This window comes from Tabrizicola sp. M-4 (genome assembly GCF_051132405.1).
Classification (GTDB): domain Bacteria; phylum Pseudomonadota; class Alphaproteobacteria; order Rhodobacterales; family Rhodobacteraceae; genus Paragemmobacter.
The window spans coordinates 3872159-3895040 of the sequence record NZ_CP128606.1; the positions used below are offsets into that span (position 1 = coordinate 3872159).

Annotated in this window: 22 protein-coding genes; 15 read left to right on the plus strand and 7 right to left on the minus strand. The window is 67.1% G+C overall.

Translation table 11 applies throughout. The annotated features are described in order from the left end of the window. Positions 1-42 precede the first annotated feature (42 nt). Genes TabM4_RS18920 through TabM4_RS18960 form a run of 9 tightly spaced genes read left to right on the plus strand, consistent with a single transcriptional unit; the run spans position 43 to position 9103 of the window. The gene (locus TabM4_RS18920; RefSeq protein ID WP_434616046.1) at positions 43-1545 is read left to right on the plus strand and encodes a sugar ABC transporter ATP-binding protein; all 1503 of its coding nucleotides are present in this window, start codon (positions 43-45) and stop codon (positions 1543-1545) included. Beyond that, complete coding sequence (locus tag TabM4_RS18925) at positions 1542-2531, plus strand: ABC transporter permease (protein ID WP_434616050.1); 990 nt, start codon at positions 1542-1544, stop codon at positions 2529-2531. Before TabM4_RS18920 ends, TabM4_RS18925 begins: the two co-directional genes overlap by 4 nt. A gap of 7 nt (positions 2532-2538) precedes the next feature. Then, entirely contained in the window at positions 2539-3576 is a 1038-nt protein-coding gene (locus TabM4_RS18930) for a thiamine pyrophosphate-dependent dehydrogenase E1 component subunit alpha (protein WP_434616053.1), read from the plus strand. Beyond that, positions 3573-4559: an alpha-ketoacid dehydrogenase subunit beta gene (locus tag TabM4_RS18935; protein WP_434616056.1), complete on the plus strand. Its 987-nt coding sequence runs from the start codon at positions 3573-3575 to the stop codon at positions 4557-4559. Before TabM4_RS18930 ends, TabM4_RS18935 begins: the two co-directional genes overlap by 4 nt. Then, positions 4556-5746: an acetoin dehydrogenase dihydrolipoyllysine-residue acetyltransferase subunit gene (locus TabM4_RS18940; protein WP_434616059.1), complete on the plus strand. Its 1191-nt coding sequence runs from the start codon at positions 4556-4558 to the stop codon at positions 5744-5746. The genes TabM4_RS18935 and TabM4_RS18940 overlap by 4 nt, the downstream gene beginning before the upstream one ends. Further along, positions 5739-6074 carry a carboxymuconolactone decarboxylase family protein gene (locus TabM4_RS18945; RefSeq protein WP_434616062.1) on the plus strand — a complete coding sequence of 112 codons (336 nt, stop codon included), beginning with the start codon at positions 5739-5741 and terminating at the stop codon, positions 6072-6074. Before TabM4_RS18940 ends, TabM4_RS18945 begins: the two co-directional genes overlap by 8 nt. Before the next feature lie 21 nt (positions 6075-6095). Continuing rightward, positions 6096-7595 (plus strand): FGGY-family carbohydrate kinase, encoded by a 1500-nt coding sequence (locus tag TabM4_RS18950; protein ID WP_434616065.1) that lies wholly within the window; start codon positions 6096-6098, stop codon positions 7593-7595. After that, positions 7592-8338 (plus strand): SDR family NAD(P)-dependent oxidoreductase, encoded by a 747-nt coding sequence (locus tag TabM4_RS18955; protein WP_434616068.1) that lies wholly within the window; start codon positions 7592-7594, stop codon positions 8336-8338. Before TabM4_RS18950 ends, TabM4_RS18955 begins: the two co-directional genes overlap by 4 nt. 12 nt (positions 8339-8350) lie before the next feature. Beyond that, entirely contained in the window at positions 8351-9103 is a 753-nt protein-coding gene (locus TabM4_RS18960; RefSeq protein ID WP_434616071.1) for an SDR family NAD(P)-dependent oxidoreductase, read from the plus strand. 19 nt (positions 9104-9122) lie between these two features. On the opposite strand, the gene TabM4_RS18965 is transcribed toward TabM4_RS18960, so the two are convergent. From TabM4_RS18965 to TabM4_RS18985, 5 genes are read right to left on the minus strand one after another with little or no spacing between them, the layout of a single operon-like run. Then, positions 9123-10028 (minus strand): HAD-IIA family hydrolase, encoded by a 906-nt coding sequence (locus TabM4_RS18965; protein WP_434616074.1) that lies wholly within the window; start codon positions 10026-10028, stop codon positions 9123-9125. Continuing rightward, a complete protein-coding gene (locus TabM4_RS18970; RefSeq protein ID WP_434616077.1) occupies positions 10021-10791 on the minus strand; it encodes an SDR family NAD(P)-dependent oxidoreductase in 771 nt (256 codons plus the stop codon). Before TabM4_RS18970 ends, TabM4_RS18965 begins: the two co-directional genes overlap by 8 nt. 5 nt (positions 10792-10796) lie before the next feature. After that, positions 10797-11357 carry an SIS domain-containing protein gene (locus TabM4_RS18975; RefSeq protein ID WP_434616080.1) on the minus strand — a complete coding sequence of 187 codons (561 nt, stop codon included), beginning with the start codon at positions 11355-11357 and terminating at the stop codon, positions 10797-10799. Then, positions 11354-12706 (minus strand): sn-glycerol-1-phosphate dehydrogenase, encoded by a 1353-nt coding sequence (locus TabM4_RS18980; RefSeq protein WP_434616083.1) that lies wholly within the window; start codon positions 12704-12706, stop codon positions 11354-11356. Before TabM4_RS18980 ends, TabM4_RS18975 begins: the two co-directional genes overlap by 4 nt. Next, positions 12703-13767 carry an ABC transporter ATP-binding protein gene (locus TabM4_RS18985; RefSeq protein ID WP_434616086.1) on the minus strand — a complete coding sequence of 355 codons (1065 nt, stop codon included), beginning with the start codon at positions 13765-13767 and terminating at the stop codon, positions 12703-12705. Before TabM4_RS18985 ends, TabM4_RS18980 begins: the two co-directional genes overlap by 4 nt. Positions 13768-13909: 142 nt before the next feature. Between TabM4_RS18985 and TabM4_RS18990 the strand changes: the two genes are divergently transcribed. From TabM4_RS18990 to TabM4_RS19015, 6 genes are all read left to right on the plus strand, one after another. Continuing rightward, a complete protein-coding gene (locus TabM4_RS18990) occupies positions 13910-15247 on the plus strand; it encodes an ABC transporter substrate-binding protein (protein ID WP_434616089.1) in 1338 nt (445 codons plus the stop codon). Positions 15248-15351: 104 nt separating this feature from the next. After that, a complete protein-coding gene (locus TabM4_RS18995) occupies positions 15352-16230 on the plus strand; it encodes a carbohydrate ABC transporter permease (RefSeq protein ID WP_434616091.1) in 879 nt (292 codons plus the stop codon). A gap of 1 nt (position 16231) precedes the next feature. Continuing rightward, entirely contained in the window at positions 16232-17059 is an 828-nt protein-coding gene (locus TabM4_RS19000; RefSeq protein ID WP_434616094.1) for a carbohydrate ABC transporter permease, read from the plus strand. Between the two features lie 10 nt (positions 17060-17069). After that, positions 17070-18035 carry a sugar-binding transcriptional regulator gene (locus TabM4_RS19005; protein ID WP_434616097.1) on the plus strand — a complete coding sequence of 322 codons (966 nt, stop codon included), beginning with the start codon at positions 17070-17072 and terminating at the stop codon, positions 18033-18035. Next, on the plus strand, positions 18032-19492 hold the full coding sequence (gene xylB / locus TabM4_RS19010; protein ID WP_434616100.1) for a xylulokinase: 1461 nt from the start codon (positions 18032-18034) through the stop codon (positions 19490-19492). Before TabM4_RS19005 ends, xylB begins: the two co-directional genes overlap by 4 nt. A 9-nt stretch (positions 19493-19501) precedes the next feature. Next, positions 19502-20353 (plus strand): endonuclease/exonuclease/phosphatase family protein, encoded by an 852-nt coding sequence (locus TabM4_RS19015; RefSeq protein WP_434616103.1) that lies wholly within the window; start codon positions 19502-19504, stop codon positions 20351-20353. Between the two features lie 68 nt (positions 20354-20421). Here TabM4_RS19015 and TabM4_RS19020 read toward each other — a convergent pair whose 3' ends face one another. Together TabM4_RS19020 and TabM4_RS19025 are read right to left on the minus strand one after the other, a co-directional pair. After that, on the minus strand, positions 20422-21660 hold the full coding sequence (locus TabM4_RS19020; RefSeq protein ID WP_434616106.1) for a saccharopine dehydrogenase family protein: 1239 nt from the start codon (positions 21658-21660) through the stop codon (positions 20422-20424). Between the two features lie 56 nt (positions 21661-21716). Next, the gene (locus tag TabM4_RS19025; protein ID WP_434616109.1) at positions 21717-22811 is read right to left on the minus strand and encodes a carboxynorspermidine decarboxylase; all 1095 of its coding nucleotides are present in this window, start codon (positions 22809-22811) and stop codon (positions 21717-21719) included. Between the last annotated feature and the right edge of the window lie 71 nt (positions 22812-22882).

Consider the following 22882-nt stretch of genomic DNA (forward strand, 5'->3'; position numbering starts at 1 on the left):
GATGGCCCGGTTCCCCACAAAGGGCATCAGGGGCCGGCGCGAATGGACATCACCCTTTCCAACATAACGATGCAGTTCCCCGGCACGCGGGCGCTCGACGACGTCTCGCTCACGTTCCACACCGGCGAGGTGCATGGCCTGATCGGCGAAAACGGCGCGGGCAAATCCACCCTCGTCTCCATCCTCGGCGGCAGCCTCGCGCCCTCTTTGGGCAGCATCGCCATCGGCGGCGAAAAACTGCACCTGACCTCTCCCCGCGACGCACTTCTGCGCGGGATCGCCCATGTCAGTCAGGAAGGCAGCCTCGTTCCCGCGCTGACGGGGGCAGAAAACATCTTCCTAGGTGCTGAACCGCGCCGCTTCGGCGTCATCCGCCGCGCCGCCCTGCGCGATGCGGCGGCGCAGGCATTGGCGCGCTGGTTTCCCGATGTGTCCATCGACCTCGACCGCCCCGTGGGCGAACTCCCCATGGCCGACCGCAAGGTGATCGAGATCGTCCGTGCCCTGCGCGGTCAGGTCCATCTCCTGATCCTCGACGAACCCACCGCCACCCTGCCCGCGCGCGAAAAGGAACAGCTCTGGCGCATCATCCGCTCGCTCCCGCCGCGCGGGGTGGGGGTGGTGCTGATCAGCCATTTCCTTTCCGAAATCAAAGCCTTGTCCGACCGCATCACAGTCCTGCGCGACGGTCGCCTGATCGCCACCGAACCCGCCGACCGGATGACCGAGGCGGGGATGGTCGACCTCATGCTCCGCCGCGCCACGGGCGAGGGCCGCGCGGCACAGGCGGCCCGCGCCCCAGTGGGCGGCGACACCGTGCTGACGCTGCGCAACTGGCGGGCGGGGCGCATCGAAATCCCCGACTTCACCCTTCAGGCGGGCGAAATCGTGGGGTTGATCGGCCTGACGGGCGCGGGCCATGTGGGCTTTGCCCGATCGCTCCACAATCCGGCGGGCGTCCATGCCGACGCGTTGACGATCGCGGGCCGCCCCGTCACGCCCCGCGACGTGCGCACCATGCTTGCTGCGGGGCTGGCGCTGGTGCCGGACCACCGCATGGAATACGCCCTGATCGGCGACTGGGACCTGCGCGAGAACCTTGCGATGGTCCACACCACCCACGCCGCCACCGCAGGCATCCTCTCCATCCGGCGCGAGGAAACCGAAGCCCGCCGCGTGATGCGCCTTCTGAACGTCAAGGCACATGGATCGGGGCAGGCGCTGAAAACGCTGTCGGGCGGGAACAAGCAGAAAATCTCCATCGGCAAATGGCTCTACGGGGCCGAAGGCCGCTACCGCGTCATGATCTTCATCGAACCGACCGAAGGCGTGGACATCGGCGCCAAGGCCGAGATCTATGCCGAAATGCGCCGCCTCGCCGCCCAAGGCACCGGCATCCTCATCGCCTCCTCCGATCTGGGCGAGGTGGCGGAACTCGCCCACCGCGTCATCCCCTTCGCGGGCGGAAGGCCCGGCCCCGCCATCATGGCCGCCGACTTCTCCGAAGCCCGCTTCATCCAGTCCATGTCAGGAGCCGCCGCATGACCGACGCTTCCGTCCCCGCCACCCAGCAGCACGACGCCGTGCTGGGCATCCGCAAGGACCTGATCCAGCGCTATTCCACGCTGGTCGTCCTCGTTCTGATGTTCCTCCTGTTCTCGCTGACGGTGGACAGGTTCCTGACCTCGCAGAACCTGCTCAACATCGCGCAGCAGATTTCCATGCTCACCATCGTGGGGGCGGGCCTGACCTTCGGCTTCGCCGCGCGGGAGATGGACCTTTCCGTGGGCTACGCCGTCGGCATGGCGGGCATCCTTGTCCCCCTCATGCTCATCAGCGGGGTGTCGCTGCCCTTGGCCCTTCTGGGTGGCCTCGCCGCAGGCCTTGCCATCGGCGCGCTGAACGCGGTGCTGGTCACCGTGGTCGGCATCCCCTCTCTCATCGCCACGCTGGCGACGGGGTCGATCCTCTTCGGCATCAACTTCCTCTCGACCGGAGGGCGCGCGATCTATGGCGGCCTGCCCGACGCCTATCTCTGGCTGGGGCAGGGGCGCATCGCGGGCATCCCCGTGCTGGCCTTCTTCATGGTCGCCGCCGTCGCGCTCGCGTGGTTCGTGATGGAACGCACCGTCTTCGGCCGCTACATCTATGCCGTGGGCGGCAACCAGAAGGCGGCGGAACTCTCGGGCGTCACCGTCCGCCGCTACCGCGCCGCGGCGCTCATCCTCTGCTCCGTCTTCGCCGTCATCGCGGGCACGCTTCTGGCCGCCCGCCTCGGCTCCGGCCAGCCCAATGCGGGGGAGCGCTACCTCCTCGACGGCCTCGCCACGGTCTTCATCGGCATGACCATGCTGCGCCCCGGCACCGCCACCGTCCTTGGCACCTTCTTCGGCGCGCTCTTCATAGGCACCATCAACAACGGGCTGAACCTCATCGGCATGGACACCTACATCCAGTCCATCGTGAAGGGCGCCATCATCCTCATCGCCGTCGCCATTGTGTCGCGGTCCACGAAACTCAACCTGCTCTGAGAAAGCCATGACCCTCCAACATCCCATCCCGGGGTCGAACACCGACCTGCACAGGCTGTACCAAGAGATGCGGCGCGTCCGCAGCTTCGAGGAACGCGTGGGCGAACTCTTCGTCCGCGGCCAGACCGCAGGCTCCATGCTCCACCTGTCGATCGGCGAGGAAAGCGCGGCCGTCGGCGTCTGCGCGGCGATGCAGCCGCAGGACACCTTCACCACGCACCATCGCGGCCACGGCATCTTTCTTGCGCGCGGGGCGGACCCTTCGCGGATGATGGCCGAAATCGGCGGCAAGGAGGCGGGCTATTGCCACGGCAAGGGCGGCTCCATGCACATCGCCGATATGGGGCTGGGGCATCTGGGGGCCAATGCCATCGTGGGCGGCGGCATCCCCACGGTCGTGGGCGCGGGGCTTGCGGCCAAGCACAAGAAGACCGGGGCCGTCTCGGTCGCCTTCTTCGGCGACGGGGCGACGGGGCAGGGCATCCTTTACGAATCCATGAACATGGCCGCGCTCTGGGGCCTGCCGGTGGTGTTCTGCTGCATCAACAACCAATACGGCATGGGCACCCGCATCGATCAGGCCACCGCCAACACCCGCCTGCACGAACGCGCGCTGGCCTTCGGCCTGAACGGCGAAACCGTGGACGGTCTGGACGTGGAGGCCGTCACCGCCGCCGCCCGCCGCATCGTCGATGCCGCCCGCGCAGGCAAACCCGGCTTCCTCGCCGTGGATTGCTACCGCTTCTACGGCCATGCGCGGAAGGACAAATCCCCCTACCGCGACGCGGCGGAAGAAGAGGCAGGCCGCCAGAAGGACCCCGTCGCCCATGCCCGCGCCCGCCTGATCGCGGCGGGGCTCGCGACCGAGGCCGATCTGGCCACGCTCGACGCCGCCATCGACGCCGAGATGGACGCCACCATCGACTTCACCATCGCCCAGACGGAACCGCCGCTCTCGTCGATGTTCCGCGACGTCTACGACCCCACCGAACCCGAACCCGAACCCGTCCGCACCCGGCTCGACCGCGTGCTGGCGCGCGAATGAAAGGCCACGTCATGGAAATGACCTATCGTGACGCGCTGCGTCAGGCATTGGCGGATGCGATGCGCGACGACCCCGATGTGGTGATCATGGGCGAAGAGGTGGGCCGCTACGGCGGCGCCTATGGCGTGACCAAGGACCTGATCCGCGACTTCGGCCCCGACCGCGTGATCGACACGCCGATCTCCGAACCCGCCATCGTCGGCGCGGCGGTGGGCGCCGCCATGACCGGCCTGCGTCCCGTCGCGGAACTCATGTATGTCGATTTCATCGGCATGACGATGGACCAGCTTGCCAATCAGGCCGCCAAGATCCGCTACATGTTCGGCGGCCAGATCGGCGTGCCGATGGTCCTGCGCACCCAAGGCGGCACGGGCCGCTCGGCCGGGGCCCAGCACAGCCAGAGCCTCGAAGCCTATGTGATGCACACCCCCGGCCTGCGTCTGGCGATGCCCGCCACCGTGGCGGATGCCTACCACCTGCTGCGTCAGGCGCTGACGAAACCCGACCCCGTGGTCTTCATCGAACACAAGGCGCTCTACACGATGAAAGAGGACGTGGACCTCTCCGCCCCCGCCCCGGAATGGGGCAAGGCGGCGGTGCGGCGCACGGGCGATGACCTCGTGATCGTCACCTATTCCCGCCAACTCCACTACGCGCTCGACGCGGCCAAGATTCTGTCGGCCCAAGGCATCGAGGCCACCGTGATCGACCTGCGCACCCTCAACCCGCTGGATTTCGACACCATCCGCCCGCATGTGGAACGGGTGGGCCGCGTCATGGTCGTGTCGGAAGGCGCGATGACCTGCGGGGTGGCCGCCGAACTCGCCGCGCGGATCACCGAGGAATGCTTCGACTTCCTCCACGACCCCGTCCTGCGCGTCGCGGGCGAGGATATCCCCATCTCCGTCTCGACCCAGCTTGAAAGCGGCTCCGTGCCCGGTCCGAAACTGATCGCCGAAACGGCGGGGCGGCTTTTCGCATGACGACGCGCACCCTGACCATGCCCCGTCTGGGCGAGACGATGGAGGAAGGCACCATCGCCGCTTGGCTGATCACGCCCGGCACCGCTTTCAAACGCGGCCAACCGCTGTTGGAGGTGGAAACCGACAAGACCGTGGTGGAATATCCCGCGCTAGGCGATGGCGTTCTGGTGGAAACGCTGGTTGCCCCCGGCGACGTGGTGGCGGTGGATGCCCCCATCGCCCGCATCGACGCCACGCAATGGGAGGATGCAGGCGCCCCGACCCCGCCCGCCCCCGAACCCGCCCCCGACCCCGCCGCCGCCCCAGCGCCCCAACCCACACGCGCCACGGCGACACAAACCTCCGCCCTCCGCGCCACCCCCGCCGCCCGCCGCCTCGCCCGCCAATCCGGCGTGGCGCTGGAGTCGGTCCAAGGCACCGGACGCCGCGGCAGGATCGAGGCGCAGGACATCCCCTCACTCGGCGCGGCGGGCGGGGCGGGCACCGTCCTCCTCCTCCACGGCTTCGCGGGCGACGGGGCGACTTGGGCCGCCCTCACCGCCGCCCTCACCCGCGCGGGGCATAGCGTCCTCGCCCCCGACCTGCCGGGGCACGGAACCGACACCACCACCCCGCAGGGCGTGGACGACCTCCTCTCCGCCATCACCCGCATCGCCGCCACCGCGCAGGGCAAACTCCACCTCGTCGGCCACTCGATGGGAGGCCACCTCGCCGCCCTCTACGCCACCGCCAACCCCGACCGCACGGCCTCCCTCACCCTCATCGCCCCCGCCGGACTGGGGCGGGAAATCGAAACCGCCTTCGTCCACGGCATGGCGACGGCGACCACCGCCGGAGAGATCGCCCACCTCCTCCGCCTCCTCGGGCCCAAGGCCGCGACCCTGTCGCCCGACGCGCTGGAGGCGATGGCGCAGACCCTCTCCCAAGGTCGCCTCACCGCCTTGGCGCAGGCCATCGCGGGCCCCCACGGCCAGCGCATCGACACGCTCGGCCCGCTGTCCCGCCTGCCCGAGCGCATCCCGCTCCGCGTGCTGATCGGGCGCGACGACCGCATCATCCCCGCCGCGCACCTCTTCAACCTGCCGCCCCGCGCGGCGGTGCATGTCCTGCCCACGGGCCACATGCCGCAATGGGACGCGCCCGCCGATGTCGCCGCCCTCATCACAAAGGCCCTGACCCATGCCTGACACCAAGACCGACCTTCAGGCCGCCAAGTCCCGCCTCGCCGCCTTCTCGCGCACGGCCCCCGCGCTGATGCAGGGCTTCGGCGCCGTCAGCCGCGCCGCCACCGCCGCAGGCCGCTTCGACGCCGCCGAACGCGAACTCATCGCGCTGGCCATTGCAGCGGCCAAGGGATGCGAGGATTGTCTCCTCTACCACGCCGAAGCCGCCCGCCGCCACGGCGCGGACGAGGCGCAACTGGTGGAGGCGCTGGAAGTCGCGGTCGAAATGGGCGGCGGTCCGGCGGTCATGTATGCCGCCAAGGCCCTGCAGATCTTCCGCGACCTTGGCTGAGTAAGAGTTAGGGAGGAACCGATGGCCTATTACCTCGCAGCCGATGGCGGCACCGAAAGCCTCCGCGTCCGCATCTTCGACCTTGCGGGGACCTGCCTCGCCTCGGTCGCAGCACCGTATGAGACGAAGTTCTACCCCGGAGCCCGCGCCGAACAGGACCCCGAGGATTGGTGGGCCAGCCTCATCAAGGCCACCCGCGGCGCGCTGCACGAAGCGCAGATCGACCCGGCACAGGTGGAATCGATGGCCTTCGCCACCACCTGCTGCACCGTCGTCGCGCTGGACGCAGAAGGCCGCGCCCTGCGCCCCGCGCTGATGTGGATGGACGTCCGCGCCAGCGCCGAGGCCGATGCCGTGCTGGCCACGGGCGATCCCGCCCTGCGCATCAACGGGGCAGGGCAGGGGCCGGTTTCCGCCGAATGGATGATCCCCAAGGCACTCTGGCTCAAACGCAACGAACCCGACACCTTTGCCCGCGCCACGACGATCTGCGAATATCAGGACTTCCTCACCCTCCGCCTGACCGGAGAACGCGTCGCCAGCCTCGATAACGCGGGCCTGCGCTGGCACTATTCCTCGCGCAATGGCGGCTGGGCCGCGGGCATCCTCCGCGCGCTGGGGATGGAGGAACTGGTGCAGAAATGGCCCGCCCGCGTCCTCGCCCCCGGCGAGGTCGTGGGCACCCTCACCCCCCGCGCCGCAGCCGACCTCGGCCTGCCGCAATCGGTCAAGGTCGTGCAGGGCGGGGCCGATGCGCTGATCGGGATGATCGGGCTTGGCGTCGCGCAGCCCGGCCAACTCGCCCTCATCACCGGATCGTCGCATCTGCAATTCGGCGTCACCTCCGCGCCCCTGCATGCGCCGGGCGTCTGGGGGGCCTATCCCGACATCGTCTATCCCGACCGCTGGATCGTCGAAGGCGGCCAGACCTCTACCGGCTCCATCGTCAACTGGCTCCGCCGCTTCACCGGCGGCACGCTGGACTTGGCCGAGATGAACGCCAAGGCCGCAGCCCTGCCGCCGGGGGCCGAAGGCGTGATCGTGCAGGACCATTTCCAAGGCAACCGCACCCCCTATACCGACCCGCTGTCGCGCGGGGCCATCGTCGGGCTGACGCTGGCGCATGAACCCCACCACGTCTTCCGCGCGATCATGGAGGGCATCGGCTTCGGCACCCGCACCATCCTCGACGCCTTCAAGGCGGGCGGCTACACCTCGAACGAAATCACCGTGGGCGGCGGCGCGACCGCCTCCGACCTCTGGATGCAGATCCATGCCGATACGGCGGGCCTGCCCGTCCGCATCCCCCATTCCCCCGACGCGCCCTCGGTCGGCTCCGCCGTACTGGCAGCCTATGGCGCGGGGCGCTTTGCCAGCATCGACGACGGCATCGCCGCGATGGTGAAACCGGGCCGCGTGGTGGACCCGATCCCCGCCAATGTCGCCGCCTACGAAGACATCTACGCCCGCTACAAATCGCTCTACCCCGCGCTGAAATCCGCCCTCGGGGGCGCGGCGTGAAGGCCTTCGACATATCTGGCCGCCTCGCCGTCATCACCGGCGGGGCCACGGGCATAGGCCGCGCCATAGCCGAGGTGTTGGCCGAAGGCGGCGCGCGCATCGTCATCGCCGACCGCGACCTTCCCCGCGCCGAAGCCACCGCCCGCGATCTGGCGGGCGAGGCGATCCACCTCGACGTCACCGACCCCACCGCCTGCGAGGCCCAAGCCCAAGTCCTCACCTCCCGCCACGGCCCCGCCGATATCCTCGTGAACAACGCAGGCATCGTCCACAACGCCCCCGCGCTCGACATGGGCCTCGACGATTGGCGGCGCGTGATCGACGTGGACCTGAACGGCGTCTTCCACACCGCCCGCGCCTTCGGTCGCCCGATGGTCGCAGCAGGGCGCGGCTCCGTCATCAACATCAGCTCCATCTGCGGCGAAATCGTCGTCCACCCCCAACCGCAGGTCGCCTACAACGCCGCCAAGGCGGGGGTGAACCTGCTGACCAAATCGCTCGCCGTGGAATGGGCGGGCCGGGTGCGCGTCAATGCCGTGGCCCCGGGCTATACCGCCACCGAACTCACCCTTGCCGGACGCTCGCGCCCCGACTGGTTCGACCGCTGGCTCCAGTCCATCCCGATGGGCCGCCTCGCCGACCCGCGCGAGATCGCCACCGCCGTGGCCTTCCTCGCCTCCGACGCCGCCAGCTACATCACCGGAACGGTGCTGACGGTGGACGGCGGCTATACCGCATTCTGACAGGGGGACCCCATGACCAAGCCACGCATCGCACTCGTCACCGGCGCCAGCCGCGGCATCGGACGCGCCATCGCGCTCGGCCTCGCGCAGCGGGGCTTCGACCTTGCTATCAACGATATCGCGTCGCAGGCCACCGCCTTGGACGCCGTCGCAGCCGAGGCCCGCGCCTCTGGCATCCGCGCCATGACCTACCACGCCGACGTCGCCTCGAAACCCGAGGTGCAGGCGATGGTCGCCCGCATTCTGCAAGACTTCGGCACCATCCACGCCGTCGTGAACAACGCAGGCATCCTGCGCGCCTCCGACGTGGAACACTGCCCCGAGGACTACTGGGACAGCGTCATGGACGTGAACGCCAAGGGCACCTTCCTCGTGACGCAGGCAGTCCTGCCCACGATGAAGGCGCAGAACTACGGGCGCATCTGCAACATCTCCTCCATCGGCGGCAAACACGGCGCGCCGGAACAGGCGCATTACTCCGCCTCCAAGGCCGCCGTCATGGGCTTCACCCGCGTTCTGGCGCAGGAAGTCGGCCCCTTCGGCATCACCGCCAACTGCATCTGCCCCGGCATCATCCTGACGGACATGGGCCGCGTGAACCTCGACGACCCCGCGATCCGCGGCGCTTGGCAGGCGAAAACCGCGATGGCCCGCATCGGCGACCCTGACGATGTGGCAGGCCCCGTCGCCTTCTTCTGCTCCGACGACAGCGCCTTCGTCACGGGTCAGACGCTGAATGTCGATGGCGGCATCGTGCTAAGCTGACATCGGGCAAACCCGCCCCTCAGGTCGTCGCCACCACGGCATCCGGTACGATCCCGGACCTTCTGATGTAATTCCGAACCTCTTTTCCGGCAAAAAGCCCGTGATCGGCCACCAGAACCGCCCCCATCCCTGCGGCGCGGCCACCCAGCACGTCGGTATGCAGCGTGTCCCCCACCATCGCCAACCGCTCCGGCGGCAGGCCCGTCCGCGCGCAGACGTCGTGGAACCCATCGGCAAAGGGCTTGCCATACCAATGCGCCACGCCCCCCACGGCATCGAGGATCGCATGGGCAAACAGCCCCGGCTCCTGCGACAGCCCATCCTCGCGCGGGGCGACCAGATCGGGATTCGCCACCACGATCGGGATGGACCGCCGCGCCACAGCCTCCATCAGCCGCGCCTGCAGGGCAGGGGTCCACCGCGCCGAAGACAGGAACAGAACCCCGTCCGCCACATCGAACAGCGACGGGTCCGCCACCGCATCCCCCACCTTGCCGGGAATGTCGGAAAACCCGTCCCCCTCCGCCGCAATCGCCGCCCAATGCGCCCCCGGCATCAGCATCCCGATCCGCGACACGGCGACGTCGCGGCTGGACACCACCTCATCCTCGGTGAAATCGAACCCCAACCGGCGATATTTCACCAAGGCCTCCGCCCGCGTATAGCTCGCCGCATTGGTCAACACGCACAGCTTCTTGCCCCGCGCCCGCAGTTCCGCCATCCGCGCCACCGCGCCCGCAATCGGCGTCTCGCCCACGTTCAACACGCCAAAGGCATCCAGAACGAATCCGTCCCAGCGATCCGCCACCTCGCCCAGATCACGCGCAAAGACAGGCTCCGCCGGAAAACGCGCCACGGGCAAACGCGCCCGCACCGCCTCATAGCGCAGGAACGCCGCCTCCGCGTCCCGCAATTCCTCAGACACTGCAATAACCCCCTTCGATCATCATCAGGGCCCCGTTCACCAGCCCCGACGCGGGCGAGGCAAGGTACAGCGCCATGTCCGCCACCTCCACCGTCTCGCCGAACCGCCGCGCGGGCGTGGCATTGCGCATCGGCCCGCCCTTCTCTTCCTTGCCCCACACCGCCCGGCCCATCGGCGTCAGGATCACCGTGGGGCAGATCGCATTCACCTGCACATTGTGCCGCGCCCATTCCGCACAAAGCGACTTGGTCAGCGCATTCAACGCGCCCTTCGACGTCGCATAGGCCGCATGGTCATCCAGCGCGATCACCCCCGTCTGGGACGAGATGTTGATCACCTTCCCCCAGCGCTGCGCGATCATCGCCGGACCCAGCGCCTGCGCCAGCAGGAAGGGCGCGCGGACATTCACCGCCATCGTCTCGTCCCAATCCGCCAGCGTCAGGTCCGTGGCCGGGGCAATCCGCGCAATCGCCGCGTTGTTCACCAGAATGTCGATGGTCCCCCACGCCGCCAGCGCCTCCCGCGCCGCCGCGACAGGCCCCTCCGCCGTTCCCATCTCCGCCACGATGGTCAGACAGCGCCGCCCCTTGGCCTCCACCGCCGCCTTCACCTCGGCAAGCCCCTCGGCATCCCGCGCCACCGCCACGATATCCGCCCCGGCATCCGCGAAAACGCGGCAGATCTCGAACCCGATTCCCTTCGACGCCCCCGTGACGAAAGCCTTGCGCCCCGCCAGCGAAAACCGCCCCTCCCACTCCGCCATGCCCGTCACTCCAGATTCGTATGCCGCGCGCGCATCGCCTCGGGGGCAACCCCAAGACGATCCCGCAGCATCAGGATCAGCATCTCGAACACCAGATACTGCGCCCCCTCGAACAGCGACCCCATCGGCAGCACGCTCGCCGCCGCGGGCCCCGTATCATCCGCCATCGTCTGCGCCGGAATCACCAGCACCCGATCCGCTCCCGCAGGCACCGCGCCGGAAGGCTGCGCCGTGACGCAGGCCACCCGCGCCCCGGCCCCCTTGGCCACGCCCATCAACCCCAGCACGGTGGAAAAACTGCCCGGCCCCGCGCTGACCACCAGCACATCCCCCGCGCCAACCGGCGGGCAGGACATATCCCCCACCACATGCGCATCCAGCCCCATGTGATACAACCGCATCGCCAGCGCCCGCATCATCAGCCCCTCACGGCCCACGCCGTAACAGACCACGCGCCCCGCGCCCGCCAGTTCTTCCACCATCCCCGCCAGCGCGGCAGGGTCCACCCCCGCCGCCGCGCCCCGCAACTCCTCCGCCGCCCGCGAAACCTGATCCGCGTAACTCATGCGCGCCCCTCCTTCCGCACCGGCAGGGGCAAACTCGCCTCCACCGCCGCCTCCAGCATCCCGCATTCGTCCAGCAAATCCAGCACCGTATACCGGCTGCGCAGGAAGCGCGCGTTCAACGTGGTCCGCCGCAGGTAATCACGCCCCACCCCGATCTCCGCCGCCTCGGCAGGCGCGCCCGCGCGGTGCAGCATGTCCACCATCGCCTCCGGCGTCACCACCTGCCCGCGCAACCGTTCCGCCAGAACGGGCCAGCCATCCCGCACCCGCTCCAGCCTCGCGCGCAGCACCGCGCCCTCGGCATGCTTCGCCCGCACTTCTTCCACCGCCCGCACCGCGATCTCGCCGGGGCCAAAGGCCGCATGCACCGCCGCCACCTTCTGCGCCAGCGTCGGCGCCGCCGCCACCAGCCCCGCCACGTCCAGCCGCGCCAGATCCTGCCCCAGCAACCAGTCGAACAGCCGCAGCGCCATCACGCAGCCCACGGCGACGCAGGCCCCATGGCTCACCCTCTCGCCGCCCCATTTCAGATCATCCATCTCCCACAGATGCGCGATCTGGTGATCCGCCCCGGAGGCGGGCCGCGACGACCCGTGCAACTCCATCGCCAGCCCCACCAGCGTCAGCCCGGTGAACAGCCCCTCCAGCGCGACGGCATCCCCCGCCGCTATGGCATCGGGCGCGCCCAGCCACCCGCGCAACCCGCCCTGCACCAAGGGCCATGCCACATCATCCACCGCCTCGATGCCCAGCGCATCCGCGATGATCCAGTCGCCCCCCGCGGGCACCTTCCCGGCAAGGTCGCCATAGCCCCATCCCGTCATCTCTCCGGGTGCCGCCGCGATCACGTCCAGATCCCCGATCACCGCCTTCGCGGGCTTGCACTGGATCGTCTTCTTGAACCCCTTGTCCGACAAAGGCGACCCGGCCGAGGTATAGCCGTCCATGCTCGCCGCCGTGCCCACGCACAGATAATCCCGCTTCAACCCAAAGGCCGCATGCTTCACCACGTCATTGATGACGCCCGACCCAACGGCCACCGGCACCGATTCATCCCGCGCCAGCACGTCCCGCAGGCTGTTGGCCAGATCGACCGTCGGCTTCAGCCGCGGCTTCGCGCCCATCACATGGGTCCGCACCGCAATGCCCGCCGCCTTCAGCGACGCCTCGACCGCTGCCCCCGCCGCCTTCCACGTATTCTCATCCGCGATGATGCAGGCAGGCCCCTCCCCGAACTGCCGCCGGAACAGGGCACCCGTCTGCGCCAGAACCCCGCGCCCCACCAGAACCTCCGCCACCGTGGCGGATTTCGCCACCGCCCCCGCGATCAGATCAGCCGCTTCCGTCATGCCCCAACGCCCCCCGAGAACAGCGTCACCCCATCCGCGCCAAACAGATGCAACCGGTTCGCCGGAAAGGACAGACCGACCTCCGACCCGTGATCCAGCGCCGTATCCCCATCTGCCCGCACCACGACCTGCCCCGCCGCCGTCTTCACATAAAGATAGGCATCGCCGCCCAGCGTTTCCTTCAGAACAACCCGCCCGCTCATCTCGCCCGCGCCGGGGGCCACCGCCGCCACATGCTCCGGCCGTATCCCCAACCGTACCGCGCCCGCCACCGGCTGCGCCGTCCCGATCACATCCTGCCCGCAGAGAACCCTCCCGCCCTCCGTCCGGATATCAAGGAAATTCATGCTCGGCGCCCCGATGAACCCCGCCACGAATTCTGTCCGCGGACGATGATAAAGCTCCATCGGGCTCCCCACCTGCTCGATCCGCCCCGCATTCAGCACCACGATCTTGTCCGCCATCGTCATGGCCTCGACCTGATCATGCGTCACATAGATCATCGTCGCCTTCAGTTCGGAATGCAGCGCCTCCAGCTCCACCCGCATCTGCACCCGCAGCTTGGCATCAAGGTTCGACAGGGGCTCGTCGAACAGGAACACCTTGGGTTGCTTCACGATGGCCCGCCCGATCGCCACCCGCTGCCGCTGCCCGCCCGACAGTTGCGAAGGCTTGCGGTCGAGGTAAGGCTCCAGTTGCAGGATGCGCGCCGCCTCGGCGATTCGCCGTTCCCGATCCGCCGGGGTGAAGTTGTTGATCTTCATCCCGAAATCCATGTTCTCCCGCACCGTCATATGCGGATAGAGGGCATAGGATTGGAACACCATCGCCACATCCCGCTCTGACGGGGCAAGACTGGAAACATCCCGCCCGCCGATGGAAACCGTCCCGCCCGAAATCGATTCCAGCCCCGCGATGGATCGCAGCAGCGTGGACTTCCCGCATCCCGACGGCCCCACGAAAACCGCGAATTCCCCATCGGCAATATCAAGGCTCACATCATGCAGCGCCTGTTGCGCGCCGTAATGCTTGTTCACCCCGGCCAGCTTCACCTCGGCCATGCGCCGTTCCTCCCTCTTCGCGACACCCGCAATGTGCCCGCCCATTTTTCCCGTTGACAGGATGCGTTGTCGATACATTTATATGCTAGGCGTTACAAATGGAAGTCAACGGTCCAAACGCTCAACCCGCTGGGAGGAAAACATGAAGCTCAAGATGCACGTCAGTGCGCTGGCGCTGGCCGCCACCGCACTTGCCTTCGGCGCGCAGGCCAATGCCTGGACGCTGGAAGAAGCCGCCAAACCCTATGCCGGAACCGAACTCGAGGTGCTGTTCCTCGACCGTCCCGGCTACAACGCCGCGATCAAGATGCTGCCGGAATTCGAGGCCGCGACCGGGATCAAGGTGAACTACACCGTCGTTCCCTATGAAAATGCGCTGGGCGAACAGGTCCGCGACTTCGCGGCGGGCGGCGATCTCGACATCGCGCTGATCGACCTCGTCTGGATGGGCAACTTCGCCGAAAACGGCTGGGTCGTCCCGTCCGAAACCTTCATCAACAACCCGGAACTGGCCGATCCGGCGCTCAACATGGACGACTTCTTCCCCCTCGTCCTTAACGCCTTCGGCTCGTGGAACGGCGTGAACTACGGCCTGCCCTTCGACAACTACTCGGGCCTTCTGTTCTGGAACCGCTGCATGCTCGAAGCCGCGGGCTTCGACAAACCCCCGGCCACCTGGCAGGAAATGATGGATGTCTACGGCCCCGCCCTGACCAAGGACGGAAAATACGCCTACGCCCTCCAGTCCAAGCGCAACGAAACCCAGTCGGCAGACAGCTTCGCCCGCTTCCTCTGGCCCTTCGGCGGGTCCTTCCTGAACGCGGAATTCCGCTCCAACCTGAATTCGCCCGAATCGCAGGCCGGTCTGCAATTCCGTCAGGACCTGATAAAGTTCATGCCCGAAGGCATCGTCGCCTATGACCATGCCGAAACCGTCAACGCCTTCGCGCAGGGCGATGTGGCGATGATCACCGAATGGTCGGCCTTCTATTCCACCGTCGTGTCGCCCGAAACGTCCAAGGTCGCCGACTGCGTGGAAATCGCGCCCGAACCGACCGGCCCCGCTGGCCGCAAGCCCGCGCTGGGCGGCTTCTCCCTCGCCGTCGCGTCGCAGGCGGATGAGGCGGAACAGGCCGCAGGCTGGCTCTTCATCCAGTGGGTGACCTCGGCCGCCAATGCGGGCCGTTACCTTGAAATGGGCGGCGTCCCGGCCCGTCAGTCGGCCTATGCCGACCCGGCCCTTGCCGAAACCTACAAGTTCATCCCGGCCCTCGTGGAATCCTGGAAGGAAGGCGTGCCGGAATTCCGTCCGCGCTTTGCCGAATGGCCCGCTATCACGGAAATCGTGCAGGAATACGGCACCAAGATGATGCTCGGCGAAGTCAGCATCGAAGAGGGCGCCAAGACCATCGGCGAACAGATGGAAGCCGTGCTTCAGGAAGCCGGTTACTATGACGGCAAAAAGCCGCTCGCCCAGTAACCTGCACCTCTGACCACGACGCGCGCCCGCACCTCCCGGAACGGGCGCGCCGATCCCCGGCCCCTCCCTAGGGCCGGGGATTTCCAACCCGAAGGACCGAACCGATGACCGCCAAAGTCAGCCGAAAGACGATATTCGCCTTCCTCGGCCCCGCCGTCTTTGCCCTCCTCCTCGTGGGCATCGCGCCGCTGCTCTATGCGGTCTGGAAAAGCCTGCACAACTTCAACCTCACGAAACAGGCCCAGACGAGATTCGTCGGCCTCTCCAACTATGCCGAGGTGCTGACCGACCTCTCCTTCTGGCAGGCCATGGGCCGCACCGCGACGCTCTTCCTTATCTCCGTCCCGATCCAAATCGCGCTCGGCCTCCTCATAGCCATCGTCCTGCACCGTCCGGGCCTGACCTTCTTCAAGACCCTCACCCGCCTCTCGCTGGTCCTGCCCATGGCCACCACCTATGCCGTGGTGGGCCTCCTCGCGCAGGTCATGCTCAACCAGAAATACGGCGTGGTGAACCAGATGCTCGGCTGGATCGGCATCGAACCGATCAACTTCATCGGCGACCCGACCAACGCCTTCATCGCCGTCATCATCTGGGACATCTGGCAATGGACGCCCTTCGTAACCCTCGTCCTGCTGGCGGGCCTCTCCACCGTCCCGCCGGAGATCGAAGAGGCCGCGCAGCTTGAAACCAAATCCCAATGGCTCGTCCTGCGCTATGTGCAACTGCCCTTCCTCGTCCCCTCGCTCGTCGCCGTCCTCATCCTGCGCACCGCCGACACGCTGAAACTCTTCGACATGCCCTTCACCATGACGCGCGGCGGCCCCGGCTCGGCCACCGAATTCATCGCCGTCCTGATCGAACGCGTCGGCAACCGGCAATTCGACATCGGCCTCGCCTCGGCACAGGCGATCATCATGCTGGCGATCACCATCTTCCTCGCCCGCCTCTACATCCGCTTCTTCTACCGCGAGGTGAACTGACATGGCCGCGCCGATCCAACGCCGCGCCCTCTGGGCCGAAGGCCTGCTGCTGCTGGCCATCGCCACCTTCTGCATCTTCCCCTTCTACTGGATGGTCACCACCAGCCTGAAGACGCAGGTCGTCGCCCTCGAATCCCCGCCCGTCTGGGCCTTCACCCCGACGCTCGCGAACTATTGGGAGGTGCTTTTCGAAGACAAAGTCGGCATCGCCCTCATCAACTCCATCATCGTGGCCGTCTGCACCACCGGGCTCGCCGTCATCCTCGGCACGCCCGCCGCCTATGCGCTCGCTCGCTTCGAATTCCGCGGCAAGCAGGACCTGTGGTTCTGGTTCATCACCAACCGCTTCGTGTCCCCCGTCGTCCTCGCCTTCCCGGTCTTCCTCATCAGCCGCGAGATCGGCCTGCGCGACACCCACCTCGCGCTGATTCTGATGTATCTGACCTTCACGCTCCCCATCGTCATCTGGATCTGCACCGACCAATTCCGCTCCATCCCGCGCGAACTGGACGAGGCCGCGCTGCTTGAAGGCGCCTCGCAATGGCGCATCTTCCGCTCCATCTGCCTGCCGCTCGCCATGCCGGGCGTGGCCGTTTCCTCCATCCTCTCCTTCATCTTCGCGTGGAACGAACTCCTCTTCGCCTACATCCTCGCCCCCAAGGCCGCGAAAACCGCGCCCGCCATGGCGATCACCTTCATGGAAGGCTATGACGTCCCCTACGGAAAGATCATGGCCACCTCGACCCTGATCGTCATCCCGGTGTTGATCTTCGCGCTCATCGCGTCGAAACATCTGGTGCGCGGCCTGACGATGGGCGCGGTGAAGTGATAGGAAACGGATGGCCCGCGCCCCCAAACTGCCCCAGATCGACGCCGAACAGCGCTTCCTCGCGCAGGTGGCATGGGCCTATTACGTCGAAGGCCTGACGCAGGAGAAGGTCGCCGAAAAACTCGGCGCCACCCGCCTCCGCGTCAACAAGGCCCTGTCCGAGGCGCATAGGGTCGGCCTCGTCCGCATCACCTTCAACACCGCCTATGCCGCCTGCTTCGACCTCGAAGCCGCGCTGTGCGAGAAGTTCGGTCTGAAACAGGCCTATGTCGCCCCCGCCCCCGCGCAGGACAGCGACGTGCAGACGATCACCGGCGCGGCGCTCGGCAACCTCCTGTCCGAAATCCTCGCCGATCCTGCGGTGAAAAGCTTCGGCATGTCCTGGGGCGGCACGCTCAACATCGCCACCCGCTTCCTCGCCGCCATCGAACGCCCCGACCTCGAAGTCATCTCCGTCATGGGCGGCCTGACGCGCGGGTCGGACCTGAACAGCTTCGAAATCACCACCCGCCTCGCCGATCTCCTCGGCGCGCAGCACAGCTACTTCACCGCCCCCCTCTACGCCGGCAGCGCCGAAAGCCGCGACACGATCATGCAACTCGACGTCTTCCGCGACATCCTCGAACGTATCCGCGCCGTCGACGCGCTGGCCATGGCGGCGGGCGATCTGTCGAAACGCTCGCTCCTCATGCGCGACGCCCTGCCCAACGGCACCACGATCGACGAACTCCGCGCCGCTGGCGGCGTGGGCGACATCCTCGGTACCGTGATCGACGCGCAGGGCAACCCCATCGACCACCCGATCAACGAAAAGGTCATCGGCATCGGCATCCCCGATCTGAAGGCCATCCCCAACGTGATCCTCGCCGCAGGCGGCGCGCACAAGGTCCCGGTCTGCAAGGCAATCCTTGGCCTCGGCCTGATCGACACCTTCGTGACCGAGGAAAACACCGCCCGCGCGCTGGTGGCCGCATGACCCTGACCATCGGCATCGACCTCGGCACCTCCGGCGTGAAGGCCGTCATCCTGCAAGACGCCGAGAACGTCCTTGCCGACGCGGCCCAGCCCATCGCCGTCTCGATCCCCCATGTCGGCTGGTCCGAACAGGACGCCGATGACTGGGTCGCCGCCGTCTGGTCCTGCCTCGACCGCCTCGCCACGCAGGCACCACGCGAAATGGCCGCCGTCTCCGCCATCGGCCTCTCCGGCCAGATGCTCTGCGCGCTGCTGCTGGACAAATCCCAGAAACCGCTCCGCCCCGCGATCCTCTGGAACGACCAGCGCAGCATCGCCGAATGCGCCGAACTGCTGCAGCGCTGCCCCGATATCGGCCAGCGGACCAACGGCACCCCCGACCCCGGCATCACCGCGCCGAAACTCCTCTGGCTGGCAAAGCACGAACCGCAAATCCTGCGCGATGCACGCATGCTCCTGCTGACAAAGGACTACGTCCGCCTCGCCCTGACCGGCGAAGTCGCGACCGAACCCACCGACGCGGGCGGCACCCAACTCATGGATTGCCGCACTGGCGAATGGGACACCCAACTCTGCGCCCTCGCAGGCTGGAACCCCGACCACCTCCCCCCCGTCACCGCCGCATGGAAAGCCGCCGGAGGCCTCCGCGCACAACTCGCCCAACGCTGGGGAATGCGCGCAAACATCCCCGTCGCCGCAGGCGCGGGCGACAACATGGCCTCCACCCTCGGCGCGGGCGCGGCCCGCCCCGGCGATGCCGTCCTCACCATCGGCACATCGGGCGTCGCCTGCATCGTCGACGCCACCTTCCACCCCGGCCCGCAACGCGCCATCCTCACCTCCGCACACGCAGCGCCCGACACGTTCCTCTCCATGGGCGTCGTCATGTCCGCCACAGCGGCACTCGACTGGACCGCCCGCCTCTCCGCCACCACCGCCGCAACTCTGGCGGGCGAGGCCGAGGCGATGGACTCCCGCAAACTCACCGAAGCCCCCGTCTTCCTCCCCTGCCTGACAGGCATCCGCACCCCCGCCAACCGCCCGCAGGCCACCGGCCGCCTCGAAGGCCTCCACCCAGGCGTGGACCGCGCCATGATGGGCTATGCCACGATGGAAGGTGTCGCCTTCCAGATCGCCGATTGCATCACCGCCCAGCGTGAAGTGGGCGCGATCCCCCAACGCTTCATCGCCGTCGGCGGCGGCACCCGCTCCACCCTCTGGACGACCCTCATCGCCACCGCCATCGGCGCACCCGTGGCCCTCCCCGCGCGGGGCGACATCGGCGGCCCCGCAGGCGCCGCCCGCCTCGCCGCCGTCGCCGCAGGCGCATCGACCGACGTCCTCTCCGCCCCCCTCCCCATGCGCGGCACCGTCGACCCCGACCCCGCCTTGGCCGAACGCCTCGCCCCGCGCAAAGCCCGCTTCGACGCACTGGTGGAAAGCGCAAGGCGCGGCTAGCCTGCGCCCATGAAATTCACGACCTGGAACATCCAATACGGCTTCGGCGCGGACGGGCAATATAGCCTCAACCGCATCGCCGACACGATCCGCACCCGCGACCTGATCGCGTGCCAAGAGGTCGACCGCCACTGGTCCCGCACCAGCCACGACGACCAACCCGCGATCCTCGCCGACCTCCTCCCCGACCACCACATGGTCTACGCCCCCGCCTTCGACATGGCGCTGCCGAACGAACGCACCAAACGCCGCCAGTTCGGCCCCCTCATCCTCTCCCGCTGGCCGATCCTCTGGTCGCGCACATGGCCCCTCCCCAAACGCCGCATGCTCGACCCCATCAACACCCAGACCGCCGCGCTAGAGGCCGTCATCGCCCACCCCTCCGGCCCCATCAAACTCGTCAACCTCCACCTCGCCCATGTCGGCGTGGAAGAGCGGCTAGAACAGATCGCCTTCCTCAAACGGATGCTCGCCAACCCCACCCTTGAGGGCGGCCCGTGGAGCGGCACCGACGACGAACCCTCCCGCAACTGGACCGAGGGCGAAGCCGAACCCCCCAACCCCACCCGCGCCATCTGGGCAGGCGATTTCAACATGGAACCCGGCAGCGCCGAATACCGCGCGCTGGTGACCCAAACCCCCTACCACCCCGCCGCCCGCTACGCCGATGGCCTGATCGACCCCGCCGCAGGCCTAAACCTCCACACCCATGTCAAACAGATCGCAGGCGAAACCCGCCTCCGCCAACTCGACCACATCTTCCTGACCCCCGACCTCGCGCCCAAGGTCCGGCGCATCTGGGCCGAAAACACCAACCCCGCCTCCGACCACCACCCCCTGCACATGGACCTGACGCCATAACGCAAAAGGGCGCACCGTTCGGTGCGCCCCGTAGGGTGTGCGCTCCGCGCGCACCACCCCTCCCGAAATCAAAACGCCAGATCCCGATCCCCTGCCGCATCCTTCACCCGGTTCGGCAACCCCATGACATTCAGCAGGTTCATGAACGGCTTCGGATCCAGCTCCTCCACATTCACCATCGTCCCCACATCCCAGGTCCCATCCGCCACCAGCAAAGCCGCAGCAACCGGAGGCACCCCGGCCGTATAGGAAATCCCCTGCGACCCGACCTCCTCATAAGCCTCCCTGTGATCGGCCACGTTATACAGCATCACCTCGGCAGGCTTCCCGTCCTTCACCCCCCGCGCAATCGTCGCGATGCAGGTCTTCCCCGAATACCCCGGCGCCAGCGAGGCCGGATCGGGCAGCACCGCCTTCACCACCTTCAACGGCACCACCTCCAGCCCCTCGGCCGTCCGCACGGGCTTCTCCGACAAAAGCCCAAGGTTCTTCAGCACCGTGAACACGTTGATGTAATGGTCGCCGAACCCCATCCAGAACCGCACATCGGCTTGCCGGTAGCGCGCCGACAGCGAATGCACCTCGTCATGCCCGGTGAGGTAAGCCTTCTGCTCGCCCACCACCGGCATGTCCCAGACGCGGCCCACCTCGAACATGCTGTTCGACTGCCACTTCCCACCCTGCCAGGAATAGACCGTCCCCGTGAACTCGCGGAAATTGATCTCCGGATCGAAATTCGTCGCGAAATACTTCCCGTGCGACCCCGCGTTGATATCCACGATATCAATCGACGTGATCTCGTCCAGAAACTCATCCTCGGCCACCCGCGCCCAGGCATTCACGACACCCGGATCGAAGCCAACACCAAGGATCGCCGTCACACCCGCCGCCGCACAACGCTCGCGCCGCTTCCACTCATAGTTGCCATACCACGGCGGCGTCTCACAGATCTTGCCCTCATCCTCGTGAATGGCCGTGTCCATATAGGCCACCCCCGCCTCGATACAGGCCTCCAGCACGGGCATGTTCACAAAGGCCGACCCGACATTGATCACGATCTGCACGCCCGTCGCGCGGATCAACGCCGCTACCGCCGCACTATCCATCGCATCCACCGCATGCGCCGCGAAGACGCCGGGAACCTTCATCGCCCCCTTCGCCTGCACCGACGCGATGATCGCCTCGCACTTCTCCACTCTCCGCGACGCGATATGCAGATCGCCCAGCCGATCGTTGTTCTGCGCGCATTTATGCGCCACGACCTGCGCCACGCCACCTGCGCCGATGATCAACACGTTGCGTTTCATGGAAAGCACCCCCTTCAGGAAGGGCCGGACAGACCGGCCCAAGATCAGCCAAGGCTTCAGCCAAGATTCCCGGCAAAATCGGCATAGCCGAATTCCCGCGCCACGGTCATGGAACCGTCCAACTCCTTGATGACGATGCTCGGCATCTTCACACCGTTGAACCAGTTCTTCTTGACCATCGTGTAACCCGCCGCATCCGCGATGCTCAGCCGGTCCCCCACATTCAAAGGCGCAGGGAAACTGAACTCGCCGAACACATCCCCTGCCAGACAGGACTTCCCGCAGATCATGTAGGGATGGTCGCCCGCGACCTCCATCTTCCCCGAAATGCGATAGATCAGCAGATCCAGCATATGCGCCTCGACCGAGGAATCCACGATCGCCAGATCCTTCCCGTTGTTCATCACGTCCAGCACCGTCACCTCCAACGACGCCGCCCCGGTGATCGCCGCCTCACCGGGCTCCAGATAGACCTGCACCCCGAAGCGGTCCGAAAATGCCTTCAACCGCGCCGCCAGCTTGGCCACCGGATAGCCCTCACCCGTGAAATGGATGCCGCCACCCAGGCTCACCCACTTCAACCGCGCCAGCAGGCCGCCAAACTCTTCCTCGATCCGCGTCAACTGCCGATCAAACAGATCGAAATCCGCATTCTCGCAATTGTAATGGATCATGAAGCCCGAAACCCGGTCCATCACCCGCTCGATCTTGCCCGCATCCCATTCGCCCAACCGCGAAAATGGCCGCGCCGGATCGGCCAGATCGAAACCGCTGGTCGAAAATCGCGGGTTCAGCCGCAGCCCGCGCGCGATGCTGGCCGACTGATTGTCGAACCGCTCCAACTGGCCAACCGAATTGAAGATGATCTTGTCGGCATAGCCCACCGCTTCCGCAATCTCATGCTCCGGCCATGCCACGGAATAGGCATGCGTCTCCTTGCCGAACTTCTCGCGCCCCAGCCGCAATTCATACAGCGACGAAGACGTCGTCCCGTCCATATGCTCCCGCATCTGGTCGAAGACCGGCCAAGTCGCGAAACACTTCAGCGCCAGCAGGACCTTCGCCCCCGACCCCTGCCGCAACTCGTCCATCACGGCCATGTTCCGCGCCAGCTTCGCGCGGTCGATCAGATAGAAAGGCGTCTGGATCATCCGAAACCCCCCGGGGCCAAAGGGAAACAAGAGCGCGGGTATTTAGGGGCATACCCCCCCCCGCGCAAGCC